This is a genomic window from Arenibacter catalasegens (assembly GCF_002909235.1).
Lineage (GTDB): Bacteria > Bacteroidota > Bacteroidia > Flavobacteriales > Flavobacteriaceae > Arenibacter > Arenibacter catalasegens.
Genome location: NZ_PHQQ01000001.1, coordinates 149,874 through 175,823, shown reverse-complemented (window position 1 = coordinate 175,823; position 25,950 = coordinate 149,874). Strand labels below are relative to the sequence as shown.

Below are 25,950 nucleotides of genomic sequence, written 5' to 3'. Positions count from 1 at the left end.
TTGTCATTCACTTTTTTGTAGCGCCATTAACCTTTGTCTTAGAATCCCTTTTTCAAAATTAACTTGGCAAAGGATTTTCCAGTTTTGGCATAACCTTCTCCTAAACGATCTTCATTGCTAAAGGAGCTTCCCCATTGATCTCCAGGGGCATTTTCACTAGTAACTTCCAACAATATATTATCCCTGTTATTAGTCTCTACAAACTTTAACAAGGTACTTACTTTTGCAGGTTGCTTCATGACCCCGGCATCCCATCCTGGATAAACCCATATTGTTTCTACTATAAGGGTGTATTTGGCCTCAGCTAAATTCTCACTAAAGAAAACATTGTGGTCCTCATATAGATATCTATTCATTAATTCCAAAAATTTTGGGGCATAGATCAGCTCCCTACTTGCGTACCAGCTTTTTTCCCAAGATGTACCTTTTCCCCGTGTTTTTTCTTCCAATTCTGCGGAATGCTCTTTTACGTATTCATCATTTGAGAGATTCTTTTTCAAAAATTTCATATTGTCATAGACGAATTCTACGTTTATTTCCTTCTGACCCTTGATAAAATTAAAATCTCCCTGTTTTACTTTTAACTTTTGACCGAAACAAAATAAGGTTGACAAAAATACTAGAGCAATGATTAAATAAATTTTCATAAATAAATAATTAGCGGTTATACCTTCAAAAGTATACGAATTAAACTTTAGGAAGGTTACCATGGAAATAATTTTTCCTTAATAGTAAATATATTATCGGATTAGTTCTTGAAATACGGTTAATGATTTTTGTAATCAACAAAGGATCAATGCTTTGTATAATTTTATAATATGTTATGGTTTTGTTATTTCCTATAATAAGTGCGCTAATCTTATTCCATATGATTAATTTTGCCAAATGCAAAAAAATCAGCAGAGACCCCAATTCGAATTTGTTGCCATTATGGCGTCCTTAATGTCTATTGTAGCATTGTCCATTGATGCTCTTTTGCCTGCAATGTCGACCATTGGAATAGATATAAATAGCCTGGATCCTACTGAAAATCAGAAGTTTATTACTATGATTTTTTTGGGACTGGGTTTGGGACAATTGGTTTTTGGACCTTTATCGGATAGCTTTGGGAGGAAACCAATTGTTTATATAGGTTTTATAGTATTTAGTATCGCCAGTATTATTTGTGTTTTTGCTCCCACTTTGGAGTGGATGATATTTGGGAGAATACTTCAAGGAATAGGACTCTCCGCCCCAAGGACCATAAGTATATCTATGATAAGGGATTTGTATAAGGGGGATTATATGGCAAAAATCATGTCCTTCGTTACAGCATTTTTTATTTTGGTACCCATTGTGGCTCCCGCTTTGGGAAAATTTTTCTTAGATCATTACGGTTGGGAAGCTATTTTTTATATGCAATTAGTAGCTACCCTAATGGTAGGAATCTGGTTTTGGAGAAGGCAACCGGAAACATTAAAACCTGAATATAAAATTAAATTTTCAAGTCACGTGTTCATGGATGGATTTAAAGAATTGGTCCAGCACAAGGAAACCATGGCCTTTACTATTGTATCAGGATTAATTACCGGGGCTTTTATGGTTTATCTGAGTGCGGCACAAGAGATATTTGAGGTACAGTATGGCTTGGCTGACAATTTCCCCTATATTTTTGCTGGACTGGCTATTTCTGTTGGATTGTCCACCTTGCTAAATGGTACTTTAGTAGTACAATTGGGAATGAGAAGATTGGCTTGGATAGCTTTGACATTGTTTTGTGCAAATTCAATTGCCTATGTAAGCTTGTACTGGAACGCCCCAAATCCGAGTTTGCCTGTGTTGATTGCCTTTTTGGCTATGCAATTTTTCACGATCGGTTTCTTATTTGGCAACCTAAGGGCCATAGCAATGGAGCCTATTGGGCACATAGCAGGTATTGGGGCTGCTATTACTGGATTTATATCCACCATGCTCGCCATACCCATTGCAACCTATGTGGGTAGTTTTATTCATGGGACAACACTTCCACTTTTTGTTGGGTTTTCTGTTTGTGGATGTATTTCATTGGGTATTTTTATGTTGATGAGAAATAGGATGGTTTTGGCTTCTGCCTAGTAATCGGGCATGGATTGGTCTACATTGTTATCATGTCTGCATAAAACCGGCAATTAAATAAAATGAATATTCAAATTTGGTTATTTATTAGGGTGCCCGGCGCGTATGAAGATGGGGAAAACTATCTTTTTTACTTTTGAAGTCCAAATGGGTGCAATCTTGTTGATCAATTCATCTACGGGATTATGTCCATTATTGTTATCCTTATAATTTTGGACACTGGACCAAGAATTAAAATACCCCCGCAACTGGTCAATTGTCCATTGGGTTTCAATATTAAAACTCTCCTGAATGTCAATTTCATCAAAATGGAATGGAATATTGCTGTAATTTAAATCTATATAGGCCCTTTCCTTATCCCAATACCCTCCTATAATATGTTGGTAAAAATGATTCACTATGACATCTATTTCAAGATCTATTGTTAAAAGGCCATAACCCCAAATAGCAATAAGACCATTGGGCTTTAAAAGTCTGTTGACTTCTTTGTTAAAGGCGGGAAGGTCGAACCAATGTAACGCTTGGGCTACCGTAATCAAATCAAAGTACTGATTTGGAAAACAGGTTATCTCAGCTCTTTGTACACTGTATTTTATGTTTGGTTTAGGAACGGCATGTTTAATTTGTTGTTCACTTATGTCTGTGGCAAAAACCTGATCAAAGGTATCGGATAGCACAGCCGCCACCTGACCATTACCAGTGCCACAGTCCCAGCATGTTACCTTGGAAATGCAATTAGCATATATATATTTATACAATGCCTCTGGGTAAGTAGGTCGGAATTCTTTGTAAGTTCTTGATTGGACGGAAAAACGATCCAAGGCTTTTTTCATATAACAAAAGTAAGAAGGAATAAATAGTATTGGAATTCATACACTATTTGATTAGTGTAATTCCTCGATTCTAGTGTTTATAATCCTTGGACTCTAAAATTTAAGCACCCAAATTGTAAGTAAAAACCTACTGTCATCGATGAAACGCAATTTTTTATCGCTAAAGTGATTTTTGTGCCTTTCCCGTTTACCGAGGTTTTTTTGCACTTAATCCGAGATTTTTCCGCTTAACGAGAAACAGTGCTTTTAGTCGAATCAGAACCTAGATAAGTACGCTTGCCCAAGTTATATATATAACAAAACGCAAGTCATGAAAACCATTTTAACTTTAATCTTTGTTCTTTTTATTGGAGTAGCTGCACAAGCTCAAAATGGTGCTGCTGAAGTTAAGGTTGAAACTGTTACCATGAGTATTGCAACTGCTACTGCAAAACAAGAAGTTTCCGTAAAAAATGAAAACGCTGTTGCTCGTTTGTACATGAACAAAAATTCTAAGGTAACTAAAGAATTGTCCTTCTCCACTAAATTGAATAAAGCAAAATTGGCTTAATCTTAGGCCAGTTCATCATGCCCATCACATAAGTTACCCACACTGCCACTAGTACCCTTGTCAAGCTTTGCTCAATGGATAATACCTTTTTCGGAGCCAGAAGGCTACACGTACCAATAGAATTAAGGCAGGAACTTCCACTAAGGGACCAATAACTCCTGCGAATGCCTGTCCTGAGTTTAAACCAAAGACGGCAATGGCTACGGCAATGGCCAATTCAAAATTATTACCGGCCGCTGTAAAAGCAACGGAAGCTGTTTTGTCGTATTCCGCTCCCATGGCTTTGGTAAGGAAAAAACCGATGATAAACATTAGTATAAAATAGATTAACAATGGAACTGCTATAATTAAAACGTCCATAGGTATTTCAACAATTAATTCACCTTTCAGGGAAAACATTACTACTATAGTAAACAATAGGGCAATCAAGGTTATTGGTGATATGGTCGGGATAAATATCGTTGAATACCATTCCTCGCCTTTTAGTTTTACTAAAATTATTCTACTTAGAAAACCCAATGCAAACGGTATTCCTAAATAAATGGCTACGCTTTCGGCAATGGTAGCAATAGAAATATCCACGATGGCACCGTCAAATCCGAAATAGGGTGGAAGTACGGTTATAAAGATCCAGGCATAAAAACTATAAGCAAATACTTGAAAAATGCTGTTTAGGGCTACCAAACCAGCACCGTACTCACTGCTTCCTTCCGCTAGGTCGTTCCAAACAAGAACCATAGCAATGCATCGTGCCAATCCGATAAGGATCAATCCCACCATATATTCCGGGTAGTCCCTTAAAAAAGTAATGGCCAAAATAAACATTAAAACTGGTCCAATAATCCAATTCAGGATCAATGAAATAGATAGGATTTTAGTGTTTTGGAAAACCTTGGGCAAAAGGGAGTAATTAACCTTCGCCAAGGGCGGGTACATTATTAAGATCAGGCCTACAGCGATTGGTATATTGGTTGTTCCTCTATTGAAGGTGTTGATAATTTCAGGAAGGGTAGGGGCAAAATAGCCTATGCCTATCCCCAATGCCATTGCTAAAAAGATCCATAAAGTGAGATAGCTGTCCAAAAAACTTAATTTTCTATGCAATGCCATTTGTTAAGATTTTATTTGAGCAAAGACATATAGTAATTCAGTTGCAATTTGAAGGCTTCTCTCCCTATATTTTTCGACCTGCTGTGGGGTATTGTCATATGCTTTTGGGTCTTCAAAAGTTATTGGAATGCGTTTTTCCGCACCAGTTATATATGGACAGCCAATATCCGCTTGAGAGCAGGTCATAATGGCTGCAAACTGGGATGTGGGATTAAAAGCATCATCGAACTTTTTTGAAAACCCAATCACTGCTGGTTCATTGTCGGCAAATTTTATACTGTAAATTGGGTTTTCACCCTGCGACAAGGATTCTACGTGAAATCCTGAATTAATTAGGGTTTCGGCTGCCATTGGGAATAAGGCGGTAGCCTCCGTTCCTCCCGAATAACAATGCACATTCCTTACGTTAAAACAGAAAGCCATTGTTTGTGCCCAGACCTGTGATAAGTGACTCCTTCTTGAATTATGGGTACAGATGAAATTGATCCTTATGGGATCCTGAGTGTTTGTTTTGAGCTGTATATATTCAACGAGAGGTTGTAATATTTTTTTACGTTCGTCGCTTATATTTTCAACGCTTAAATTTGAGATAACATTCTCAATATTAGCAAAAAGCTTCGTTTTTACCAGTGCCATATGGGTTTGTTTGTTTAGCAGCATCCAGAGCCTGGGCCGCAAGAATTAGTTGTCGTTTCCTGTAGTTCTGATAATTGTATTTTCTGTTTTTCTGCAGGAACTCCGCATTGGTCTTTGGCCAAGCAATCTGTGTGTTTGGTGGCTAAGATAAAATTGGTTCCGTCAAAATCCAATCCAAATTTTCCTATGGTATCAGCTTGATATTCCACTTCAATTTCCAAATCCCCAATTTCCAATATCTTTTCCGAAAGTTCTATAATGTGGACCAATTTCTCTGGATGGAGTCGGTGGTCGTAATCATTGGCATTCCACAACTGAAAATTTACAACCTCTTCCCTGCGAACCGTTCCACCACAGTCTATGAAATGTTTTGTGACTTTGCCTACTTCGGTAACATGAAAATGATTGGGTACCAATGTACCATTCGGTAATTGAAAGGCAATGGTTTCCAATTGCCCCAAAATTGATTTTGCTTCAGATAGTTTCATTTTGTATTTGTTTATTGCGATTATACGATTAACGATATTAAATTTTTTTTAGCAACAATCCCCTTGTTTGGATATGTCTTGATCGAGGAATTGATTTAAAATTCCCTTCATTTCAATCCATTTTTCGGTATTTATACAATAGCATACGCTTGTTCCTTCAACACTGCCTTTAATGAGTCCCAGAAGTTTCAATTCTTTTAAATGTTGCGATATAGTTGGTTGTGCCAATCCAATTTGGTTCACCAAATCACCACATACGCAGGTATTTATTTTAAAAAGATGTTGCAGAATTGCCACTCGGGCCGGATGCCCAAAAGCTTTGGCAAAAATAGCAATTTCGTTTTGTTGATCCGAAAACATTTCTGTTTTAGCTAAGCCCATACTATTTGGTATTTGTATATCGCAATATTACGATTAATATTTATTTTGACCAATTTTTTACTTTATTTTTTTGAATTAATCTCCTTAGTGTTGATTTTTTCTACTTATTATGAGCGTGTGTTTTTCTATTTGGCTTTCCGTATTCTGGTAATCTATATGGTAAACCTCAGGTTGTTCAAATGAATTTAGTGTTAGAAGGGTTTTTAGCGTATCCAATTTATGGTAATGGAAATAAACCCTATTTCCATTGCTACCCGCTTTGAAGTCCGATTTATTTGGATCACCCTCCACAAAACTTAAATAGAGCAATCCGTTGTTCGATAACAATCTGTGGAAATCGGCAATTAATTGAACACAATCTGCAGGTGAAAGAAAGGGCAAGCAAAAACCACAAACTATTCCATCGTATAGGGTGTTAAGTGTACTGATCTGTCGGCAGTCTAAAACTTTAAACGTAGCGGTTGGGTTGTTCTTTTCGGCTAGTGCTATCATATTTGGGGCAAAGTCTATTCCAAGGATTTTAAAGTCGGGCCTTTTGGATAGGAGGTATTTGGAAATATTTCCCGGACCACAGCCTATTTCCAAAATTTTGGCATTTTTTGTAGATATCGATTTACAAATAAGATTATAGCTATTATTATATAAGTCCAGGTCCATAAACTTGTCTTGATATAGGGAAGCTATTTTGTTCCAAGTCTCGAATGTTTCCTTATAGCGGTCCAATTGCGGATTTTGTTATTTAATTTCGGTTAACTAACATAAAGATGGGAAATATTCTTCAAATCTCGGAGTGGGGGATATTAGTAATTTCTTAATTCTAAAGGAGAAAATCAAAAAGGTAAGCCCTTCGCTACGTAAGTAAACACTTACGCGCATCGATGAAATGCATATTTTTATCGCTGAAGTGATTTTAGAGCCCGTTACGTTCGTCGGGATATTTTTGCACTTTATCTGGATTTTTTCCGCTTAACGAGAAACAGTGCTTTTCGTCGAAACAGAACCTTGAAAAATACACTTGCCGAAGTTATATATATAACAAAACGCAAGTCATGAAAACCATTTTAACTTTAATCTTTGTTCTTTTTATTGGAGTAGCTGCACAAGCTCAAAATGGTGCTGCTGAAGTTAAGGTTGAAACTGTTACCATGAGTATTGTAACTGCTACAGCAAAACAAGAAGTTGCTGTTAAAAATAACAACGCTGTTGCCCGCTTGTATATGTTCAAAAATTCTAAGGTAACTAAAGCGTTGTCTTTCTCTACTAAATTGAATAAAGCCAAATTGGCTTAATACGTAATAAAAAATAACCCTGTGATATTATTTGCACTTTTAGTCCCCATTTGCGTCTGTCTTAATTATATGGTTGTTTTTCCTGAACCAACGGATAATTCAAGCAATTTGAAAAAGAGGGTTAATCAGGATAAGTAATTCCAGACTCCCCGTTAGCGTAACATGTATTGAATAAAGAATTATTATTTGCTATCAGGTAGCGTTTCAAATTCCTTTTTTTTGTTTTCAAACCATTCGGCCATTGCGTCTGGCGATTGAATAAGTTCACTCATTTTATTCATGGCCTCCAGGTGCTCTTTGTCACCTGACTTAAACATTTGCATACCATGCTTTTTGCTTTGTTCTGCCATTTCTTCAAAGGTGTTGGCGTGAAATTGCATGTCACAGGCACCTCCCAATTGTTTACATGTCATTGTTTTCATATCGATCGTTTTCTTAAGATAGGTTTATCCAGTAGACCACTGACTCGGAAATGGTTCCTGTCAACACTAAGTTTTAACTAAATTGTAGGCTGCGGTTACAAGTTAATGAAAAAGACTCAAACTAATATTGGGAATATCGAGCCCTTTTGATATTACAGGTTCCTGTTAATCTGTGTTTCTCTAAATAGGTATAGATTAATAAAAGTCAATATTTGGTAGAATACCGATAAGTAAGGAGGTTTACTCTCAAAAGGCAATACCGCTGCAGCTACGTTGGAATGGAAATTTAGATAAAGTGCCACCAGCAGAGTGGCGATGATGAGGGCATGTCCTATTTACTAGTTTTTTAGAGCGATGAGTTTTTCAGAAATTTTGAGTAGATCTGGTTCAATTATTTCGGGCCGTGGAGCCAAAGGGTAAAGTTGTTGTCCGGGACGGGCAATAAATGCACCCCTCCAACCGGCCCACATGGCACCGGCAATATCCCATCCGTGGGCAGCAATCATTATACATTCATTTGGTTTTACTCCCATTTTCCTGGCGGCCCAATTATAGACGTCGCTGTCGGGTTTGTATTTTCCAAGATCCTCTACACTTAATCGTTCATCGAAATAGTCCGTCAGTCCTGCATTCTTAAATTGCATCTCCACTCCTTTATTGGAGGAGTTGGTCAATGAGACCATTTTATAACCGGCGTTTCTAATATTTTCCAGGGCAACCTTTACTTCTGGGTGAGGGGGTAAGGAGCTCAATGGGGTTAGTGCCTCCTTGGCATTCTTCTCCGATAATTGAATTCCATGATTTGCAGCGACCATTCTCAAGGTGGCGGCGCCTATGGTGCCAAAATCTACATATTGCTTACCAGCGGTCGATACAAGGGAGTATTGCAGCATGGTAGTGAACCAAAGAGGCAAGAGGTCTTCTCGCCCCCCTAAGGCCTTCCCTATACTATTTTTCATATTCCCTAAATCTAATAGGGATTCATTTACGTCAAAAAATAGCACCTTGGGTGGTTTCATATGGATTTGTATTTCTTTATATTAATCGGTCTTATGTTAAATCAGAATTATTGTGCAACATCAGGTTTTATATTTTTTTAAAAATTGTTGTGGCATTGTGTCCTCCAAAACCAAAAGTGTTGCTCATGGCTACATTTACAGAATGATCAATGGCTTCCTTAATTACTATGGGCATAGAAGCGGGAATATTGGAATCGATTTTTGTGGTGTTAATGGTTGGCGGGATTATATTGGTTTGAATTGACTTTATAGATAATATGGCCTCTACTGCACCTGCCGCTCCCAATAAATGTCCGGTCATTGATTTTGTAGCGCTTATTTTTAAGTTTTTGTAGTCGTTGTTGAACGTTTTTTCCACCGCCTTTATCTCGCTCAAATCCCCAACAGGGGTAGAGGTAGAGTGGGTGTTTAGATAGTTGATCTCCCCTGGGTTTAGTTTTGCTTCTTCCATAGCCAATTGCATAGCTTTTATGGCACCAATACCGTCTGGGTGGGTGGCAGAAATGTGGTAAGCATCATCGGTCATGGCAGCTCCTACTATTTCCGCATAGATCTTGGCTCCACGTTTTTTTGCATGTTCGTACTCTTCAAGGATTAAGGCTCCCGCGCCTTCACCCATTACAAATCCATCCCGATCTTCGTCAAATGGTCTTGATGCCCCTTGTGGATCGTCATTTCTGGTCGACAAAGCTTTCATGGAGCTAAAACCACCGATAGAGGCCTCGGTTATGGGAGCTTCCGATCCCCCCGTTACCATTACTTTGGCCTTGTTTAAACGGATATAATTAAAGGCATCCATTATAGCAGTGCTCGATGAGGCACAGGCTGATACCGCGGTATAGTTGATGCCCATCAATCCAAATTTCATAGCAATCATTCCCGAGGCCATGTTTGCAAGTAGTTTGGGGATAAAAAATGGATTAAATCGAGGGTTCATGCCTCCTTGAGTATAATTCTTCACTTCCTCCTCAAAAGTTTTCATACCACCCTGGCCTGTTCCCCAAATTACTCCGATATCAAAAGGAGAAATGGTGTCCAAATTTAAACCGCTATCACCAAAAGCTTCTATTACGGAACAGAGCGCATACTGGGTGAAGGGATCACTCCTTTTTATTTCGTTGCGATCAAGGTATTTTTCGGGGGCGAAATCTTTTAATTCACCCGCAAAGGTTGTTTTGAACAAGGAAGGATCGAACTTGGTAATTCTTGAGAATCCATTTTTGCCATTTTTGGCACTTTCCCAAAATTCATCAACCGAATTTCCAATTGGAGTTAAGGCTCCCAATCCTGTAATTACTACTCTTTTCATACGTTATATTTCTTAACTGGAGCCGTTAATGCCGGTTTCCATGCACTTTGGTCCCTATTGGTATTAGCCCTTGTAATCTTTATTGTTCAAGAACTTCAGTAAGTATCTGTTTAAATACATCTACAGGTTGTGCACCTGTTACGGCACTTTTTCCGTTAAAAACTATAGTTGGCACAGAATTAACCCCTAAATTTTTCCAATATTCCTGTTTACTTCTAAGCTCGTAACGTGCGTCATCATTCTCTAATTTGGCTAAAGCATCTTCAGCATTTAAACCAACATCCAATAAAGCTTGTTTTAAAACGTCTCTTTTAGATACGTCTTTTCTATCGCTAAAAAACGCTTTGGTCAATCGCATTTTTAATTCGGTTTGCTTTCCATATGCTTTGGCATATTCCAATAAAATATGTGCTTCAAACGTATTTGCCATGCGCATTTCATCAAAATAATCGAAAGTAAAACCAAGTTCGGCACCAGCTTCTGCCATACGTTGTTGTGATTCTTTTTGCTGTTCAATACTAGAGCCATACTTTTCTGCAATATGCTCCTGTACGTTTTGGCCTTCAGCAGGCATTTGTGGATTTAACTCAAAAGGTTGCCACTCAATTTCAACTTTGTCCTTTATTCCTAACTCGGAAATTGCTTTTTCCAATCGTTTATAACCTATGGTGCACCAAGGGCAGACTACATCGGAAACGATATCTATTTTTAATTTATTAATCATGTTTTCCAATTTTAGATTTTATTGAACTTTTTTGTCAATTGTCTTTTTCATTTAACTGTGCAAAGTTATCAGCTATTTACTTATAACATCCGTATTTAGAAATTTTTCTTCATTCAGTTGATCATGATCTATTTTACCTTTTGGTAACATATTAAGAACCATTGAATTTACTATTCTACTTTTTTCTAAATCAGATTTAACGATTAGCGCCTTATGGAACACCCCTAATGTTTCTGGTGATGACTTCGGGTTGCTATTGTTGATTAAAACAATTTTATAAGAGTCTTTATTAAAGGATTTTACTTTTGTGGTATAAGGAGCTAGTAATGATTCGTCATCCTTAAATATGGGAGTGAAGTTTTTCAGATAATCCTTTGGCGCAGCCTGGCTTTCCTTTGCATAACTATAATAATCTGCTATGTGTAACTCACTTTCTATCTCACTTGGTTCGTAACCCAGCATTAAAAAAGACTGATTTTCTGCATTATCTACGTGAAATGGTGTATTCACTTGTTGATCAAAACGTACAAGCCAATGATAGCTTAGTTTTTTGTCAAAGTGAACTGATGTTAACTTTGACAATTCTTTCTTTAGATCAACCATAATAGACCTAAGTTGATAAGGCGTGATATTTTTTCCAAAGTCAAAATGAATAAAGCCAGGCTCATCAGTATTTGTTCTAAATACATTGTTAATACAATACTGCGCTATTTTTTTGGTGTTAATATGCTGTATTTCCATGTTGACTTAATCAGTATTGCATACGCCAGTAAATTTATAATACTTCACTAATTTGAACTTCGGGACTAACATTGGTGAAATTGGGTAGATCGGCGAGGATCTTTTCGGCATTTGTACCAAAAGACTTGTGAAACGATTCTAAGGATTCAAAAGTAAGGTTGGCAATTACCGCATAAGGAGCAGGTTGTTCTGGACTTGCACCTGCAATACCGAAATTAATGTCGGATGATAAGATGGTATCACCCAAAAGATCTCTTAATAATTGGCCATGTTGATTAACATAGTAGTCCTTATCGAACTTTAAATCTGCACTATTAGGATACATTACGGTTAATTTTATCATGTTGTATTCTTTTTTAAATTGTTTATTGGCAGTCGTTTATTTATAAAGACCACCTTTATTTTTGAATTTATATTTCAGCTAGAATTTGACGAATCATTTGATTGGTGAATCCCCATTCATTATCGTACCAGGTCATTACTTTCAATAAATCTCCATCTACAACTCTTGTCATACCTAAATCAACTGTAGATGCGTGTGGGTTTTTAACAATATCTGAAGACACTAATGGTTCACTAGTAGTTGACAATACATTTTTGTATCGATCCGTTTCAGCCTCTTCTACAAAAATTGCATTTACTTCTTCAGGAGATACATTTCGTTCCATAACAAATGTTAAATCTGACATAGATCCTACTGGAATTGGAACACGAAGCGCTACCCCGTCAAATTTACCTGCAAATTCGGGTAATGCTTTTGTTGTAGCAATTGCTGCCCCCGTTGAAGTTGGAACTATATTTGCTGCACCGGCACGACCCATTCTAAAATTCTTCCCTGATGGGGCATCTACAATTGCCTGTGAAGCTGTATAGGCGTGTACCGTGGTCATTATGGCTTTCTTAATTCCAATTCTACGTCCTAATACTTCAACTACAGGACTAATATTGTTGGTTGTACAACTGGCACATGAAAATATATTTGTTTTACCGTCCTTAGTGTTTACACCATGAACAACCGTTGGAATATCTTCACTTTTTGTTGGTGCAGAAATAATTACAGATTTGGCTCCTGCTTTAATGTGTTTCTTTGCATCTTCACTTTTGGTGAAAAAACCTGTACTTTCAATAACTACATCAATATCATTTTCTTTCCAAGGCAAATCTTCCGGGTTTCTTTCAGAGTTGTATTGGATTTTTATTCCATCAACAATCAAGTTGTTTTCGTCAAATGTTACTTCTTTTTCGAATTTACCATAAACTGAATCATACTTAAGAAGGTAAGCTATGTTTTCAATGGATACTATGTCGTTCACAGCAACCAATTCCAATTGTGGTGTGTCTAAAATAACTTTTAAGGAAGCTCTTCCGATACGACCCATTCCGTTTATTGCTATTTTTTTCATTTTTATAGATTTTAATTTAAATTATTAAAACATAAGTTACCACTTCTTTTGCTTTGAATATTTTATTCTGATAAATCAGCCATTACCACATTATCTGAAAAACCTTGATAGGCGCCTTCAAATTGTTTGGCCATTGCATCTGGAAATAAATGAAAATCCCCTATCTTAAGTGCATGCACAATACCCTCAGAGACAACAGTTGCAGCAGCAGCGTCGTTAAAACCGGCAGCGGCTCCCATATCGGTTGCAATGGGACCGGGATGGACACTAAGTACACTCACTCCCTTTGCTTTAAAATCTGACCTTAAACCTTGTGTTAAGGAATAGGAGGCCGCTTTTGAGGCAGAGTACGTTGAAAGTTGTGGGAAGTTTTTTATGGATGCTATTGAATTTAATTGAACCAAAGCTCCTTTATTCTTTTCCAATGTTTCAGCAAAGGCATTGGCAACTCTTAACAATCCAAATGCATTGACCTCCAATTGAAAGGCGAAATCTTTTTCCACATCATTGCCAAGGGTAGGGTAGGAGGTACCAACACCGGCATTGTTCACTACGATATCTACGTCATGTGCCACTTTGGCCAATGCATTTATAGAATCCGTATCCGATACGTCTGCTTTAACAGTAATTACCTTATCTCCGTATTTTTCTTCCAAATCTTTAGTGCTTTCTATATTACGAACTGCCATATATACTTTTTTGGCTCCATGATTTAAGAAAGATTCCACAATGGATTTGCCAATTCCCCTATTCGCGCCTGTTACTAAAGCGACTTTATTTTTAATTGCAATACCCATAATTCTGTTTTTTAAATATTAATTTATTAACCTTCCGAATAAACGGAAGGTCAAAAGCTATAAATCTGTGATTTTATATTTGCACACTCTCTTTTTTCCAAGCAAATTTTTGAAATGGAGCATCTATAGGTGTATTGGCAATATGATTGGTGTAATTACTTATTACTTTTTGAGATAGCCCTAGAATGATTTCCAAGACTTGTCTTTCCTCATAACCTGCGGCATAAAATGTATTTAAATCTTCTATTGTTACATGTCCACGATTGCGTACAATTTTTAAAGTAAAATCGTGTAAGACCTGGAGTTTTTCTGTTGGCATTGTTTCTCTGTTTCTCAAAGCCTCACTTAATGCAGGGTCTACTTTCATCATATTTGCAATACCTGTATGTGCTGGTACGCAATAATGACATTCATGCTCTACGTTAATAGTTTGCCATACTACGGTTAATTCTTCTTCGTTAAAAGATGTGTTTACAAATAGCTCATGGATTTTTTGGTAAGCATCCAGTATTTCGGGAGCTCCAGCTAAGACACCATGTAGGCCAGGTATCATGCCGTATGCTTTTTGCGATTTTTCTAATAATGGTTTACTAGCTTCAGGAGCAGTTTCAATGTTGTGTACTTTTAATGTTGTCATAATTTCTGTATTATTCTATTTGTAATTCAACTTTAATTCTAAACGTTCGTTTAGTTTTATGATAAAAAAAATGTTTAAATGTTTTTAAATGTCATTTCAATATAGTCTTCAATTTCTTTTTGACTGTTAACTCTGGTTGCTGCGGCTAAGCCATGCTTGGCTAATAATAAGAAATTGGCTTGTTTTGTTATTGTTTCTTCGTCTTTAGTACCATCCATTCTCAATTTAGCCATCAATAGTGTTTTAAGATTATCCATGTAAGAAGTCATCTCACCTTTTACCAAGTCATCTTCAGTTTCCGAAAACTCATTATACGTATTGGTTAATAAACAGCCCTTATGGTTTCCTTCTTGATAACTAATGTTTACTGAATCATAAAAAAAATCTTTAATGTCTTCAACACCTTTAGTGGAGTTTTTAAATTTATCGAAGATGCAATTAACCTTCTTTTTATAACTTCTTAGGCTTTCCAAAAAAACACCACGCTTACTTCCAAAACTAGAATATATAGAAAATTTGTTAATGCCCATTTCCTTTTCAAGCATTTGCATAGAGGTTGATTCATAGCCGTTACGCCAGAACAAATGCATGGCTTTATCTATAACCTCTTCTTCTATATATTGTTTTTTTCTTGCCATAATTCCTAACAACAGGACAAAACTAAACAATCAGTTAGATATAAAAAATATTTTAACATTTATTTAATTTGAATAGGCTCAGGAACATTTAATTATTAGTCTAAGTAGTGAATGAGTGACGATTAAATTCTTCTTTTACCGCTAAAGGGATAAGAGGTCCAGTTGCTTTTATCGGTAGTTTTTTGCAATTCAACAGACATTTTTCAGATCAACGAAAAACCCTGTTTTTCAACGAATCATACTTATAAAAATACACTTGCCCAAGTTATATATATAACAAAACGCAAGTCATGAAAACCATTTTAACTTTAATCTTTATTTTTTTTATCGGTTTAGCTGCTCATGCTCAAAACGGTAGTAGCGAGGTAAAAGTTGAGAATGTTGCCATGCCTATCGTTACAAAAGTTGCTGTGAAAAACGAAAACAGCGTTGCCCGTTTGTATATGTTCAAAAACTCTAGGGTAACAAAGGAATTGGCTTTCACTACCAAATTAAACAAAGCTAAATTGGCTTAATTAGCAATTATTAACCGACTACTACAGAAATGTAGTACTAAATTTGACCCCTATGATGTTATTTGCAATTTTAGTTACCATCGCACTTTGTCTTAGTTATATCATTGTTTTTCCAAAAACAAAGGGTGTTCTTCGTCCATTAAAAGTGCCAGTGAAACAGGAAAGGAAATAAGGCATCTTTGTGTCATTACCGAATTAAAGTCGATTAATTTCGAACCTAAAATGCCGGTGATTAAAAATAGGACTCTATTAAGAATTTGGAAGGTTTCCAGTGGAAGGCTTAAGTCTTAAATGTCTGCTGTATATCTGAAAATTTCACAATGTAGTTTGTACCCTTTTTTGACATATCCCTATTTATAGACCCCTTTAACTGTCGGGCCAGATTATGGATAAGTTTTAGGCCCAAGGACTTGGTATTCTTATGGCTTATGTTTTCTGGAAAGCCTTCGCCATTATCTCCAATATAAAGTACGTAATCCTTATCATTGGATTTTAAAAGTTCTATATGTATCTCACCTTCTTCGTTGTCCTTTATCCCATATTTGAGGGCATTGGTAATAACCTCATTGATCAATAGACCTAATGGTATTGCTGTATCTATCCCCAATTTAATATCTGGTATAATGATGTTTAAGCTTATATTGTTGTCTGAGCCTTTAAAGGATCTTAATAAATAATCACTTAATTCCTCTACATAAGACTTGTATTCAATTTTGGATAAATCATGTCGCATATACAACATCTCATGAACCATGGCCATTGAAATCACCCTATTTTGACTGCTTTTTATCAAAGTTTTAATCTTGGGCTCATCAATACTTCTGGACTGCAGACTTAGTAGGCTGGATACCGTTTGAAGATTGTTCTTTACCCTGTGGTGTATTTCCTTTAAAAGAGTATCCTTTTCTTTGATACGTGCTTCATTTTCGTTCCTGATCTTGTGTAATTCGTTATGGGCCTTAAGGAGGTTTTTTCCAATGACACCCCCTAATAGGTATACAGAAAAGAGAATACTAAAAAGGGCAAACATATTTTTACTTTGAGCAGGCACCATGTTCTCTGTAAAACTAAATTCCGCTACATTTTGGGAATAAATAAGGATAATAATAAGTAGGTTCAAATTTAAGTAAACCCTCCCATACACCTTTGTGCTCATATATCCGGCAAAAACCACCAGTGCCAGTACAAAAATAAAGGGACTGTTAATTCCGCCACTGTATATGGTAATAATAACAGAAGCGGCCAAGGCCATTATCGACGTAAAATTATATGTTAAGGCTAGTGTTTTATGTTTGTGAAACAAAAGGGTGTTGGCCAGGTTAAGGACGCCAAATGCAATGAAAATAGCTGGGATTATCTGTGTGATTTTAAGGAAATAGATGCATACAATACCGAAAACAATTGAAAGGACAGAGGAGATATAGTTAACCCTTAACGTTAAACGGACTTTGTCCTGCAGTCGGTACTGATCCTGAATGGGTATTTGCATTAAAAAATGGTTAATGGTTGTATTCTGCAGTAAAGATAATCGTTTGAATTAAAGCGTAATGAATTTTAAGGTTAAAACAATATATTAATGACGTACACACCCAAAAAGTAAGTTGTATTTCTGATATATCAATATACGGCTAATTTTTTTTATGCAATTTAATTATTTCCTTTACTGTAGGAAAAAGCTTTAGTTTTGTCATAAATATATTAAAATTTGGACAATAAAAAAGCGACAGGCGTATACACCTGTCGCTTTTTTATTTTGCATTAATAAGCTTTTGTAAAGGAAAGGGGGTTTTTGTTATTCTTCTATAATTACCCAATCTCCTTTGTCCAATAACGGCTCGGCCTGTTTATACTTTACCGTTTTACTTTCCCCGGACATTACATTTTTAATGGTAATCCTTTCGTTTCTACCTATTTTAGCTTTTTCCCTTACAATGGTTTCCGTTACCTGTGGTCTTCCACCTTGGTTTTGGCCAACGGCCCTACTTTGGGCGGACATTTCATCACTGTTCGGAATTTCTTCCTTAGAGGTCTTTAAATTTTCCTTGGGTTTGCGAATATTTCTGGCTTCTTGAATTTCGGGACTTTGATTGGGTAGTTCCCCTTTGAATAAAAAGGAAACGATCTCTTTGTTTACCTTTTCGATCATTCCTTTGAAAAGTTCAAAGGCCTCAAATTTGTAAATCAGCAAAGGATCCTTTTGTTCATGCACTGCCAATTGAACGGATTGTTTTAACTCGTCCATTTTTCGAAGATGTGTTTTCCATGAATCATCTATAATGGCAAGGGAAATGTTCTTTTCAAAATCAGTTATCAATTGTTTGCCATTGCTCTCATAAGCGTCATGCAGATTAGTTACTACATTCAGAGATTTAATACCATCTGTAAATGGCACCACAATCCTTTCAAACTTATTGGCATTGTCCTCAAACACATTTTTGATTACAGGGAAGGCTGTGGCGGCATTGCGCTCCATTTTGTCCTTGTACTGTGCATAGGCTGTTTTATAAATAACGTTCGCTATTTCCTGTACTCCCATTTTGTCAAATTCGTTTTCGCTAACGGGAGAGGTAATGGAGAGATATTTTATAAGCTCGAACTCAAAATTTTTATAGTCACTGGCTGCCTTATTGGTATCCGAAATTACCTCACAGGTGTCATAGATCATATTGGCAATGTCTACTTTTAAACGCTCTCCTTGTAAGGCATGGCGTCTTCTTTTATAGACTACCTCCCTTTGGGCATTCATAACATCGTCATATTCCAACAATCTTTTACGTACACCAAAATTGTTTTCCTCTACTTTTTTCTGTGCCCTCTCTATAGATTTGGTCATCATGGAATGCTGAATAACCTCGCCTTCTTCCAGTCCCATTTTGTCCATCATTTTAGCAACCCTGTCCGAACCAAATAACCTCATAAGGTTGTCTTCCAAGGAAACGTAGAATTGAGAGCTTCCTGGGTCTCCCTGGCGTCCTGATCGCCCTCTGAGCTGTCTGTCTACCCTTCTGGAATCATGACGTTCAGTACCTACAATAGCCAAACCTCCTGCTTTTTTTACGTCTGTACTTAGTTTAATATCCGTACCACGACCTGCCATGTTGGTGGCAATGGTTACTATGCCGGCATTTCCGGCTTCAGCTACGATATCCGCTTCCTTTTTATGCAATTTTGCGTTAAGTACGTTGTGTGGTACTTTCCTAATGGTCAACATACGGGAAAGCAATTCCGAGATCTCTACGGATGTTGTACCTATAAGTACCGGTCTGCCGGACTGTGAAATTTTGGTTACCTCATCTATTATGGCATTGTACTTCTCGCGTTTGGTCTTGTAGATTAAGTCCTGTCTATCGTCTCGAGCAATAGGCCTGTTGGTAGGTATTTCCATAACATCCAACTTGTATATTTCCCAAAACTCCCCTGCTTCTGTAACCGCTGTACCTGTCATCCCAGACAGTTTGCTGTACATTCTAAAGTAGTTTTGCAGGGTTACCGTGGCAAAGGTCTGTGTCATTGCCTCGATCTTCACATTTTCCTTAGCTTCTATGGCTTGGTGCAAACCATCTGAATAACGACGACCATCCATAATACGGCCCGTTTGTTCATCCACGATCATTACCTTGTTTTCCATTACTACATACTCCACATCTTTTTCAAAAAGTGTATATGCTTTTAAAAGCTGGTTCATGGTATGGATACGTTCGCTTTTTATAGCAAAATCCTTGAACAATTCTTCCTTTAATTCGGCTTCCTTGTTAATTTCAAGTTCTTGATTTTCAATTTTGGCTATTTCATTGCCAATATCCGGCATTACAAAAAAGTCCCTTTCACCATCTCCCGAAATATATTCCACTCCCTTTTCGGTAAGTTCTATCTGATTATTTTTTTCATCGATAACAAACCAAAGTTCTGCGTCTACCTTAGGCATTTCACGATTGTTGTCCTGCATATAGAAGTTCTCGGTCTTTTGCAGCAATTGTTTAACCCCTTCTTCACTTAAGAATTTGATCAGGGCTTTGTTCTTTGGAAGGCCTCTATAAACTCTCAGCAATAGGAAACCACCCTCTTTGGTTTCTCCCTCGGTAATTAATTTTTTCGCCTCTGCCAATACACCTGTTAAATAGGCACGTTGTTTATTAACGATATCACCTACTTTTGGTTTTAGCTCATTAAATTCGTGACGGTCACCTTCAGGTACTGGGCCTGAAATAATTAATGGGGTACGGGCATCATCTACAAGTACCGAATCCACCTCATCCACTATGGCATAATTGTGTGGTCTTTGAACCAAATCGCTAGGCGTATGGGCCATATTATCCCTAAGATAATCAAAGCCAAACTCGTTATTGGTGCCATAAGTAATATCGGAGTTATAGGCAGCCCTTCGTCCGTCAGAATTGGGTTGGTGTTTATCTATACAGTCCACTGAAAGTCCGTGGAATTCAAAGATTGGAGCCATCCAAGCACTATCCCTTTTGGCCAAGTAGTCATTCACTGTTACTAAATGCGACCCCTTACCAGTAAGTGCATTTAAATACAAAGGGAGGGTAGCTACCAAGGTTTTACCTTCTCCAGTATGCATTTCGGCAATCTTACCTTGATGCAGGGCAATACCTCCAATTAATTGCACATCGTAATGGACCATATCCCAAGTAACCTGCTTTCCTGCTGCATCCCAAGAATTTCTCCAAGTTGCATCATCGCCATTAAGGGTAACATAATCCTTTGAACCTGAAAGTAATCTATCGAACTCCGAGGCCTTAACTGTGAGCGTTTCATTATTGGCGAAGCGTTTTGCTGTTTCTTTTACAACTGCAAATGCTTCTGGCAACATATCCGTTAAGGCAATTTCTGAAATGGTATAAATCTCTTCCTTAAGTTTGTCTATGTCCGCGTATATATCTTCGTTCTTATCTATATCTGCAGAAGCCTTGACCTCGTCTAGTAGCTTGTCTATTTGGTCGTTGAGATCTTTACAGTCTTCCTTTATCCTATTTTTGAAAAAAGTTGTCTTTTCCCGAAGTTCATCGTGGCTTAATATTTCCAACGAGGCTTCGAAAGATTTTATGTGATTAACTAAAGGTTGTAGGTCTTTGACATCCTTCTTTGATTTATCCCCTACAAATACCTTTAATACCGAATTTAAAAAACTCATAATGTTTTCTGTTATTAATGAAAGGCGTCGTTACAGCCATTTCCCATGTGTATGCACATTTTTTTAGTTGGCACGTGTAATGCTATCTTTTGGAAATAAGATTTTCCAATATCAAAATTACGTAAAAAAAAAGCCTCATATGAGACTTTTTTGTTGTAATTCCGTTAATATTTTAATACTCGTCCTCGTTCCAAAGATAGTCTTCTTCTGTAGGGTAGTCTGGCCAAATCTCCTCAATTGATTCATAAATTTCCCCTCCTTCTTCCTCCATCGATTGTAGGTTTTCTACAACCTCCAACGGAGCACCGGTTCTAATTGAGTAATCTATCAATTCGTCTTTTGTTGCGGGCCAGGGTGCATCACTTAAGTAAGATGCTAATTCTAATGTCCAATACATCGTAATTATTTATTTTTAATATTTTGCAAAAGTAATTTTTAAACTGAGACTACCAAGTTTTTTTGCATAAAATTCATTTATTTAATATCGAATGTTATCGCTTTAATATTTTGATAACGAAGATTTAACGAATTTATTAGTCTTGTTTCTCTGGAATCCACTTTATTTCCTCTGCTTGTTTATCATGGGTCAATTTCCGTGCCAATACAAAGAGGAAATCTGAAAGTCTGTTTATATAGGACAATATAAAAGAATCTACCGGTTCAAAATCGTTTAAGTGGGAGACCAAACGCTCCGCCCTACGGCATATGGTCCTAGTTATATGACAATATGACACCGTTGTGTGTCCGCCAGGAAGGATGAAATGGGTCATAGGCGGCAAATTCAATTCCATTTTGTCTATTTCTTGCTCCAACATATTTAAATCCTCAATATTGATTTTTGGAATATTTAATCGGTCTTTCCCGCTTTTAAGTTTTTCCTTTTTAGGGTCAATGGCCAATAAGGCTCCTACCGTAAATAATTTCTCTTGTATTTTTATCAAAATTTCCTTGGAATCCTCCGCTATATCTTGGTCCCTGATCAATCCAACCCACGAATTAAGCTCGTCCAATGTGCCGTAACTTTCTATTCGGATGTGATGTTTGGGTACGCGGGTGCCTCCAAACAGCCCCGTTGTGCCATCATCCCCTGTTTTGGTATATATTTTCATGTAGATGGGTGCATATTAGTTTGAAAGGTTTATTCTTTAGTTCTTCGGCCGTCATTGTTGGCATTCAACAGTAAGGTATTTATTGGGCAATGCTAGTACAGTAAAAAAGTTAGTCTTTTGGCTTGTTTCTATCTCCTCTGCTGTAATCTTCCATAAATTTTCTCGATTTCCTATCCTTAGACTTTCTCTTGGTAAGTCCTTTTGTTACTAAGAAAATAAGACCAAGAACGGCGAGCACTATGTAAATGATGTAGTCCATTGGTCAAATTTTTGGATTTTCTTTAATGACTTATAAAAATACGGGTTTAAATCCGAATCTTAAAATGCTCCTTTACCTGTCCTGTGCGGAAAAATACCAATCCACCGTAAAATAGGTCTATGGTTACCCTTACCTGCTCTAATTCCTTTATACTTCTCCACAGTTTATTAGTATTCGCTGTTTTGTATATGTTATCTACATAAACAATAGTATCGTGGGAAAGGTGAACGTTTTGAACAATATTTTGTTCTATGGCTTCACTGTCCAGCGTACCTAAAAAGATTAATTCACCGGAACTATTTACACTAGTTACTCCCTTTAGGTTTTTGGTTAATTTCCTCTCTAAATCGATACTATTGGGAGTCAATTGTATTTTGGTTATTTTAAAATAGTTTACTGTTTTAAGCAGTATGTTATGGGACCTGTTGCCATTGAAATTAGGGGCTGCATAAAGGCACTGTGTAACATAGTGGTACACAAAAGGGGAGTGTACCCCGTGTTGGTTGCTCGAAGCCATCCAAAATTTTAAAAAAGAGAAAAGGCGATAAAACATCTTAGACGCTTTTTTAAAGGACTATGCGTCCATGGACATTGAAAGTTTGAACCAGCGTTCCGTTTTTTCTTCTATGGTATCGGTAATTTCTTTTAATTGTATGGATAATTTGGAAATATCATCACCTGACAATGTGTTGTCTGTAAATTTATTCTGGATTACTTCCTTTTTGGATTCCAGTTTTTGTATTTCCTTTTCCAATTGTTTGTATTCCTTTTGTTCCAAAAAGGAAAGTTTCTTTTCTGTTTCTTCCGATTTCCAGGTGGTTTTGGAGTTTTTTACTTCGACCGCCTTTTCCTTAATAGCCTTGCTTTCCTGTACGTTACTATCTTCATAGGATCTGAAATCTGAATAATTGCCCGGGAAGTCCTCAATTTCGGTATCCCCCCTAAAAACAAAAAGGTGGTCTACAATCTTGTCCATAAAATAACGGTCATGGGAAACTACCAGAAGGCATCCAGGGAAATCAAGTAGAAAGCTTTCCAATACGTTTAGGGTAACTATGTCTAAATCGTTTGTAGGTTCATCCAAGATTAGAAAGTTCGGATTTTGTATCAATACGGTACATAAATATAAACGCTTGCGCTCACCGCCACTTAATTTTTCAACAAAATCATATTGCTTTTTACGGTCGAATAGAAAACGTTCCAATAATTGTTGGGCAGAAATTTGCTTTCCTTTCATTAAGGGAATGTAATCCCCAAATTCGCGAATAACATCAATAACCTTTTGACCTTCTTTAATGGTAATCCCCTTTTGGGTGTAATAGCCAAACTTAATGGTTTCCCCTGTAATGACCTTGCCACTATCAGGTTGTTCCGTACCACTTATTAAATTTAAAAAGGTAGATTTTCCGGTACCATTTTTTCCAATTATGCCGATTCGCTCTCCTTTGAGGAAATTATATTCAAATTTATCCAGAATGGGTTTATTGGGAAAGGATTTGGATATTTTATGTAGCTCTACAATTTTGCTCCCCATGCGTTCCATATTAATCTCCAGCTGTACCTCGTGCTCTTTTCTACGTTGACTCGCCTTTTCCTTTATGGTGTGAAAATCATCGATTCTTGATTTCGATTTTGTAGTTCGTGCTTTTGGTTGTTTGCGCATCCAATCCAATTCTTTTTTAAATAAAATTTTGGACTTGTGCTGTTCTACCACCTCCTGTTCTATCCGTGCCTCTCTTTTTTCCAAATAATAGGAATAATTTCCCTTGTAGGAATACAGTTGCCCGTTGTCCAACTCAATGATTTCATTGCAAACGCGTTCCAGGAAATATCGATCATGGGTAACCATAAACAAGGTCATATTTTCCTTGGCAAAATACTGTTCCAGCCACTCGATCATTTCAAGATCCAAATGGTTGGTAGGTTCATCCAGTATTAGCAATTCGGGCCTGTTGATAAGGGCATTGGCCAGGGCTAATCGCTTCTTTTGTCCTCCGGAAAGTAGTCCTACTTTAACATCAAGATCTTCCAGTTTTAATTTGAAAAGTATCTGCTTGTATTGGGTTTCAAAATCCCAAGCATCATAGCGTTCCATGGCTTCAAAAGCCTTTTGATAGGCATTTTCGTCTTCCGGATTCAGTAGTGCATGTTCGTAGTTTCGAAGAACTTTCAAAACATCGTTGTCCGATGCGAATATGGTTTCCTCTACGGTTAATAGAGGGTCTAAATCAGGTTCTTGTTCCAAAAATGAAATTCGAATGCCTTTTCGGCTATTGATTTGACCCGTATCCGAAGCATCTTTGCCGGATAGTATATTAAGGATGGAAGTTTTTCCACTACCATTTTTAGCAATAAGTGCAATCTTTTGATCCTTATTGATGCCAAAAGAAATATTTGAAAAAAGTGATAACTCGCCAAATGACTTGGATATGTTTTCTACGGTAAGTAGGTTCATCTAAGGTATTATTTTATACTGATTTGTTGCTGGAAATACTTCCATAAAAAAAGATATCTTACGCCCAGCATGATCCAAAGTGGTATGGTTAGGGGGGAGAACACCTGTATCTTAAATATTGCTAATATTAGGGTCAAGCCCAATAAGCCCAATAGAAATAATAGGTAATTGGGCAGCCAATTAGGGGTATTCTTCTTTTTTATAATAACGAAACCAACAATTAAATTTAAAGGGAATACCCATAAAATATTAAAGTTGTTGGCTGTAGCGCTGTGGTCCGTAAAAAACCAAAGGAAAATTAATAGGACACCGGCCAGACCGGTCACGAAAAATAACAGGGAATCGATCACCCTGCTTCTAATTTGGTTTTTATAATCAATATAAGTTATGGCCAGTACCAACACTAGCATTGCCAAGATCCAGAATAGGGGGGAAGCCAAAAAGTACCCCTTTCCCTTCTTTTTTACGGACTCTAATATGGTTCTTTCCCTAAGTACAAGCTCATGGTCGGCCAAGGTGGTATTGTCCAATTGTTGCATTACATATATAGGTAAGAACATATGTTCTTTTACAGTGGCTGTCCTGTCGATTACGGCCCCTAAGGCCAAATCAATTCCGAAGCTAGACCAAGAATTGGTGATTAGGTTTTGGTGGATAAGTTGTCTGAAGGTGTACTCTTTTTCTAAATGATCATCTTTGAAAAGTAACTTTTCACCTAAGGCTTCTTGTAATACATCGCCTATTTTAGTGGCGCAATTGTTAAAAAAGAAATCGTATTTATAATCTCTGTTTTCAGGGCGATAGTTGTTTTCCAAAAATTGGAACAATTCATTTTTTTGAATGGGAGTAAGCTTTAAGAGTTGTTCCTTTACCCATCTGTTCTCCAATTCGTATGCGTATAAGAAATTGGGCATGTTCTGCTTGCTCAGAGAATAGAACAATTTACCCGTAGCGAACTCTACATAGAACATTGGTGGGTCAAAATTAAAAGTCCCGTAGTTGTATACCCAGTCCACTCCTTGTGCAGGATCCTGTATCCTAAAGGCACTATGGCCAAATGTGGTGTATAGGTCACTTCCAGTACCACATGTTAAAACGCTTATTTGGGCCTCGGGGGTTAGTTCCCGAACCTGCGCATAGCCGAAGGATATTAGGCCTAAAAGAAATGTATAAATAAGAATCTGTATCCGCATATACTGTTGAAATCCACTATTTTTTGAAAATATCAACGCAAATATCGAATAATTTAAAGGAATTGTGGGGCATAGCCTAGTGTATTATAAAAAACAAGATATATTTTAACAGCATTTTTATATAAATGGTATTTTTACACGACGATACCAAAACTGTAAGATGCAGATTTAGGTTCTAAATTATTTAAAACCAGTT

The 25,950-nt window shown here is 37.0% G+C and carries 29 protein-coding genes; 4 read left to right on the top strand and 25 right to left on the bottom strand.

Annotation, left to right across the window (positions count from 1 at the left end; translation table 11 throughout):
• Positions 1-38: 38 nt before the first annotated feature.
• Positions 39-647 (bottom strand): hypothetical protein, encoded by a 609-nt coding sequence (locus CWD90_RS00775; RefSeq protein WP_103474230.1) that lies wholly within the window; start codon positions 645-647, stop codon positions 39-41.
• A gap of 238 nt (positions 648-885) precedes the next feature.
• Between CWD90_RS00775 and CWD90_RS00770 the strand changes: the two genes are divergently transcribed.
• On the top strand, positions 886-2,094 hold the full coding sequence (locus tag CWD90_RS00770) for a multidrug effflux MFS transporter (protein ID WP_103474016.1): 1,209 nt from the start codon (positions 886-888) through the stop codon (positions 2,092-2,094).
• Between the two features lie 80 nt (positions 2,095-2,174).
• Here CWD90_RS00770 and CWD90_RS00765 read toward each other — a convergent pair whose 3' ends face one another.
• Positions 2,175-2,927, bottom strand: a complete 753-nt coding sequence (locus CWD90_RS00765) for a class I SAM-dependent methyltransferase (RefSeq protein WP_103474015.1) — start codon at positions 2,925-2,927, stop codon at positions 2,175-2,177.
• A gap of 310 nt (positions 2,928-3,237) precedes the next feature.
• On the opposite strand from CWD90_RS00765, the gene CWD90_RS00760 reads away from it, so the two are divergent.
• Positions 3,238-3,477 (top strand): hypothetical protein, encoded by a 240-nt coding sequence (locus CWD90_RS00760; RefSeq protein WP_103474014.1) that lies wholly within the window; start codon positions 3,238-3,240, stop codon positions 3,475-3,477.
• Positions 3,478-3,537: 60 nt separating this feature from the next.
• Here the strand turns inward: CWD90_RS00760 and arsB are convergent, their stop codons facing one another.
• The 5 genes from arsB to CWD90_RS00735 all read right to left on the bottom strand — a co-directional run bounded on the left by arsB (position 3,538) and on the right by CWD90_RS00735 (position 6,815).
• On the bottom strand, positions 3,538-4,587 hold the full coding sequence (arsB, locus tag CWD90_RS00755; RefSeq protein WP_103474013.1) for an ACR3 family arsenite efflux transporter: 1,050 nt from the start codon (positions 4,585-4,587) through the stop codon (positions 3,538-3,540).
• A 3-nt stretch (positions 4,588-4,590) separates the two neighbouring features.
• Entirely contained in the window at positions 4,591-5,223 is a 633-nt protein-coding gene (locus CWD90_RS00750; RefSeq protein WP_103474229.1) for an arsenate-mycothiol transferase ArsC, read from the bottom strand.
• Between the two features lie 14 nt (positions 5,224-5,237).
• Positions 5,238-5,711 (bottom strand): DUF6428 family protein, encoded by a 474-nt coding sequence (locus CWD90_RS00745; RefSeq protein WP_103474012.1) that lies wholly within the window; start codon positions 5,709-5,711, stop codon positions 5,238-5,240.
• Positions 5,712-5,759: 48 nt separating this feature from the next.
• A complete protein-coding gene (locus CWD90_RS00740; RefSeq protein WP_103474011.1) occupies positions 5,760-6,092 on the bottom strand; it encodes an ArsR/SmtB family transcription factor in 333 nt (110 codons plus the stop codon).
• An 84-nt stretch (positions 6,093-6,176) separates the two neighbouring features.
• Positions 6,177-6,815, bottom strand: a complete 639-nt coding sequence (locus CWD90_RS00735) for a class I SAM-dependent methyltransferase (RefSeq protein ID WP_103474010.1) — start codon at positions 6,813-6,815, stop codon at positions 6,177-6,179.
• Positions 6,816-7,141: 326 nt separating this feature from the next.
• Here CWD90_RS00735 and CWD90_RS00730 point away from each other — a divergent pair, with 326 nt between their 5' ends.
• Positions 7,142-7,381 (top strand): hypothetical protein, encoded by a 240-nt coding sequence (locus tag CWD90_RS00730; RefSeq protein ID WP_103474009.1) that lies wholly within the window; start codon positions 7,142-7,144, stop codon positions 7,379-7,381.
• 182 nt (positions 7,382-7,563) lie between these two features.
• Here CWD90_RS00730 and CWD90_RS00725 read toward each other — a convergent pair whose 3' ends face one another.
• From CWD90_RS00725 to CWD90_RS00680, 10 genes are all read right to left on the bottom strand, one after another.
• Entirely contained in the window at positions 7,564-7,803 is a 240-nt protein-coding gene (locus CWD90_RS00725; protein WP_103474008.1) for a DUF1059 domain-containing protein, read from the bottom strand.
• 338 nt (positions 7,804-8,141) lie between these two features.
• Positions 8,142-8,822, bottom strand: a complete 681-nt coding sequence (locus CWD90_RS00720; protein WP_103474007.1) for a haloacid dehalogenase type II — start codon at positions 8,820-8,822, stop codon at positions 8,142-8,144.
• Positions 8,823-8,889: 67 nt separating this feature from the next.
• Positions 8,890-10,131, bottom strand: a complete 1,242-nt coding sequence (gene fabF / locus CWD90_RS00715; RefSeq protein ID WP_103474006.1) for a beta-ketoacyl-ACP synthase II — start codon at positions 10,129-10,131, stop codon at positions 8,890-8,892.
• Between the two features lie 79 nt (positions 10,132-10,210).
• Positions 10,211-10,855: a DsbA family oxidoreductase gene (locus tag CWD90_RS00710; RefSeq protein WP_103474005.1), complete on the bottom strand. Its 645-nt coding sequence runs from the start codon at positions 10,853-10,855 to the stop codon at positions 10,211-10,213.
• A gap of 72 nt (positions 10,856-10,927) precedes the next feature.
• Entirely contained in the window at positions 10,928-11,596 is a 669-nt protein-coding gene (locus CWD90_RS00705) for a hypothetical protein (protein WP_103474004.1), read from the bottom strand.
• 34 nt (positions 11,597-11,630) lie between these two features.
• On the bottom strand, positions 11,631-11,939 hold the full coding sequence (locus CWD90_RS00700; protein ID WP_103474003.1) for an EthD family reductase: 309 nt from the start codon (positions 11,937-11,939) through the stop codon (positions 11,631-11,633).
• A gap of 67 nt (positions 11,940-12,006) precedes the next feature.
• A complete protein-coding gene (gap, locus tag CWD90_RS00695; protein ID WP_103474002.1) occupies positions 12,007-12,999 on the bottom strand; it encodes a type I glyceraldehyde-3-phosphate dehydrogenase in 993 nt (330 codons plus the stop codon).
• Positions 13,000-13,061: 62 nt separating this feature from the next.
• Positions 13,062-13,796, bottom strand: a complete 735-nt coding sequence (locus CWD90_RS00690; protein WP_103474001.1) for an SDR family oxidoreductase — start codon at positions 13,794-13,796, stop codon at positions 13,062-13,064.
• A gap of 73 nt (positions 13,797-13,869) precedes the next feature.
• Complete coding sequence (locus CWD90_RS00685) at positions 13,870-14,433, bottom strand: carboxymuconolactone decarboxylase family protein (RefSeq protein WP_103474000.1); 564 nt, start codon at positions 14,431-14,433, stop codon at positions 13,870-13,872.
• Positions 14,434-14,507: 74 nt separating this feature from the next.
• Positions 14,508-15,071 carry a TetR/AcrR family transcriptional regulator gene (locus CWD90_RS00680; RefSeq protein WP_103473999.1) on the bottom strand — a complete coding sequence of 188 codons (564 nt, stop codon included), beginning with the start codon at positions 15,069-15,071 and terminating at the stop codon, positions 14,508-14,510.
• Positions 15,072-15,361: 290 nt separating this feature from the next.
• Here CWD90_RS00680 and CWD90_RS00675 point away from each other — a divergent pair, with 290 nt between their 5' ends.
• A complete protein-coding gene (locus tag CWD90_RS00675) occupies positions 15,362-15,586 on the top strand; it encodes a hypothetical protein (RefSeq protein WP_103473998.1) in 225 nt (74 codons plus the stop codon).
• Between the two features lie 280 nt (positions 15,587-15,866).
• Here CWD90_RS00675 and CWD90_RS00670 read toward each other — a convergent pair whose 3' ends face one another.
• The 8 genes from CWD90_RS00670 to CWD90_RS00640 form a co-directional block, all read right to left on the bottom strand.
• The gene (locus tag CWD90_RS00670; protein ID WP_103473997.1) at positions 15,867-17,075 is read right to left on the bottom strand and encodes a sensor histidine kinase; all 1,209 of its coding nucleotides are present in this window, start codon (positions 17,073-17,075) and stop codon (positions 15,867-15,869) included.
• Between the two features lie 303 nt (positions 17,076-17,378).
• Positions 17,379-20,738 carry a preprotein translocase subunit SecA gene (secA, locus tag CWD90_RS00665; RefSeq protein ID WP_103473996.1) on the bottom strand — a complete coding sequence of 1,120 codons (3,360 nt, stop codon included), beginning with the start codon at positions 20,736-20,738 and terminating at the stop codon, positions 17,379-17,381.
• 172 nt (positions 20,739-20,910) lie between these two features.
• Positions 20,911-21,135 (bottom strand): DUF2795 domain-containing protein, encoded by a 225-nt coding sequence (locus tag CWD90_RS00660; protein ID WP_013994285.1) that lies wholly within the window; start codon positions 21,133-21,135, stop codon positions 20,911-20,913.
• Between the two features lie 136 nt (positions 21,136-21,271).
• Positions 21,272-21,847 carry a cob(I)yrinic acid a,c-diamide adenosyltransferase gene (locus CWD90_RS00655; protein ID WP_103473995.1) on the bottom strand — a complete coding sequence of 192 codons (576 nt, stop codon included), beginning with the start codon at positions 21,845-21,847 and terminating at the stop codon, positions 21,272-21,274.
• A 109-nt stretch (positions 21,848-21,956) separates the two neighbouring features.
• Positions 21,957-22,106, bottom strand: coding sequence for a hypothetical protein (locus CWD90_RS23150; RefSeq protein WP_192877972.1), 150 nt, complete (start codon positions 22,104-22,106; stop codon positions 21,957-21,959).
• A 46-nt stretch (positions 22,107-22,152) separates the two neighbouring features.
• Positions 22,153-22,623, bottom strand: coding sequence for a hypothetical protein (locus tag CWD90_RS00650; protein WP_157941141.1), 471 nt, complete (start codon positions 22,621-22,623; stop codon positions 22,153-22,155).
• 57 nt (positions 22,624-22,680) lie between these two features.
• Positions 22,681-24,561 (bottom strand): ABC-F family ATP-binding cassette domain-containing protein, encoded by a 1,881-nt coding sequence (locus CWD90_RS00645; protein WP_103473993.1) that lies wholly within the window; start codon positions 24,559-24,561, stop codon positions 22,681-22,683.
• A gap of 8 nt (positions 24,562-24,569) precedes the next feature.
• Positions 24,570-25,754 carry a lipoprotein N-acyltransferase Lnb domain-containing protein gene (locus CWD90_RS00640; protein WP_103473992.1) on the bottom strand — a complete coding sequence of 395 codons (1,185 nt, stop codon included), beginning with the start codon at positions 25,752-25,754 and terminating at the stop codon, positions 24,570-24,572.
• Between the last annotated feature and the right edge of the window lie 196 nt (positions 25,755-25,950).

Bases quoted from the DNA above. Each gene is read 5' to 3' on its own strand.
- CWD90_RS00775 (WP_103474230.1), bottom strand. From the start codon at position 647: ATGAAAATTTATTTAATCATTGCTCTAGTATTTTTGTCAACCTTATTT.
- CWD90_RS00770 (WP_103474016.1), top strand. From the start codon at position 886: ATGCAAAAAAATCAGCAGAGACCCCAATTCGAATTTGTTGCCATTATG.
- CWD90_RS00765 (WP_103474015.1), bottom strand. From the start codon at position 2,927: ATGAAAAAAGCCTTGGATCGTTTTTCCGTCCAATCAAGAACTTACAAA.
- CWD90_RS00760 (WP_103474014.1), top strand. From the start codon at position 3,238: ATGAAAACCATTTTAACTTTAATCTTTGTTCTTTTTATTGGAGTAGCT.
- arsB (WP_103474013.1), bottom strand. From the start codon at position 4,587: ATGGCATTGCATAGAAAATTAAGTTTTTTGGACAGCTATCTCACTTTA.
- CWD90_RS00750 (WP_103474229.1), bottom strand. From the start codon at position 5,223: ATGGCACTGGTAAAAACGAAGCTTTTTGCTAATATTGAGAATGTTATC.
- CWD90_RS00745 (WP_103474012.1), bottom strand. From the start codon at position 5,711: ATGAAACTATCTGAAGCAAAATCAATTTTGGGGCAATTGGAAACCATT.
- CWD90_RS00740 (WP_103474011.1), bottom strand. From the start codon at position 6,092: ATGGGCTTAGCTAAAACAGAAATGTTTTCGGATCAACAAAACGAAATT.
- CWD90_RS00730 (WP_103474009.1), top strand. From the start codon at position 7,142: ATGAAAACCATTTTAACTTTAATCTTTGTTCTTTTTATTGGAGTAGCT.
- CWD90_RS00725 (WP_103474008.1), bottom strand. From the start codon at position 7,803: ATGAAAACAATGACATGTAAACAATTGGGAGGTGCCTGTGACATGCAA.
- CWD90_RS00720 (WP_103474007.1), bottom strand. From the start codon at position 8,822: ATGAAACCACCCAAGGTGCTATTTTTTGACGTAAATGAATCCCTATTA.
- fabF (WP_103474006.1), bottom strand. From the start codon at position 10,131: ATGAAAAGAGTAGTAATTACAGGATTGGGAGCCTTAACTCCAATTGGA.
- CWD90_RS00710 (WP_103474005.1), bottom strand. From the start codon at position 10,855: ATGATTAATAAATTAAAAATAGATATCGTTTCCGATGTAGTCTGCCCT.
- CWD90_RS00705 (WP_103474004.1), bottom strand. From the start codon at position 11,596: ATGGAAATACAGCATATTAACACCAAAAAAATAGCGCAGTATTGTATT.
- CWD90_RS00700 (WP_103474003.1), bottom strand. From the start codon at position 11,939: ATGATAAAATTAACCGTAATGTATCCTAATAGTGCAGATTTAAAGTTC.
- gap (WP_103474002.1), bottom strand. From the start codon at position 12,999: ATGAAAAAAATAGCAATAAACGGAATGGGTCGTATCGGAAGAGCTTCC.
- CWD90_RS00690 (WP_103474001.1), bottom strand. From the start codon at position 13,796: ATGGGTATTGCAATTAAAAATAAAGTCGCTTTAGTAACAGGCGCGAAT.
- CWD90_RS00685 (WP_103474000.1), bottom strand. From the start codon at position 14,433: ATGACAACATTAAAAGTACACAACATTGAAACTGCTCCTGAAGCTAGT.
- CWD90_RS00680 (WP_103473999.1), bottom strand. From the start codon at position 15,071: ATGGCAAGAAAAAAACAATATATAGAAGAAGAGGTTATAGATAAAGCC.
- CWD90_RS00675 (WP_103473998.1), top strand. From the start codon at position 15,362: ATGAAAACCATTTTAACTTTAATCTTTATTTTTTTTATCGGTTTAGCT.
- CWD90_RS00670 (WP_103473997.1), bottom strand. From the start codon at position 17,075: ATGCAAATACCCATTCAGGATCAGTACCGACTGCAGGACAAAGTCCGT.
- secA (WP_103473996.1), bottom strand. From the start codon at position 20,738: ATGAGTTTTTTAAATTCGGTATTAAAGGTATTTGTAGGGGATAAATCA.
- CWD90_RS00660 (WP_013994285.1), bottom strand. From the start codon at position 21,135: ATGTATTGGACATTAGAATTAGCATCTTACTTAAGTGATGCACCCTGG.
- CWD90_RS00655 (WP_103473995.1), bottom strand. From the start codon at position 21,847: ATGAAAATATATACCAAAACAGGGGATGATGGCACAACGGGGCTGTTT.
- CWD90_RS23150 (WP_192877972.1), bottom strand. From the start codon at position 22,106: ATGGACTACATCATTTACATAGTGCTCGCCGTTCTTGGTCTTATTTTC.
- CWD90_RS00650 (WP_157941141.1), bottom strand. From the start codon at position 22,623: ATGGCTTCGAGCAACCAACACGGGGTACACTCCCCTTTTGTGTACCAC.
- CWD90_RS00645 (WP_103473993.1), bottom strand. From the start codon at position 24,561: ATGAACCTACTTACCGTAGAAAACATATCCAAGTCATTTGGCGAGTTA.
- CWD90_RS00640 (WP_103473992.1), bottom strand. From the start codon at position 25,754: ATGCGGATACAGATTCTTATTTATACATTTCTTTTAGGCCTAATATCC.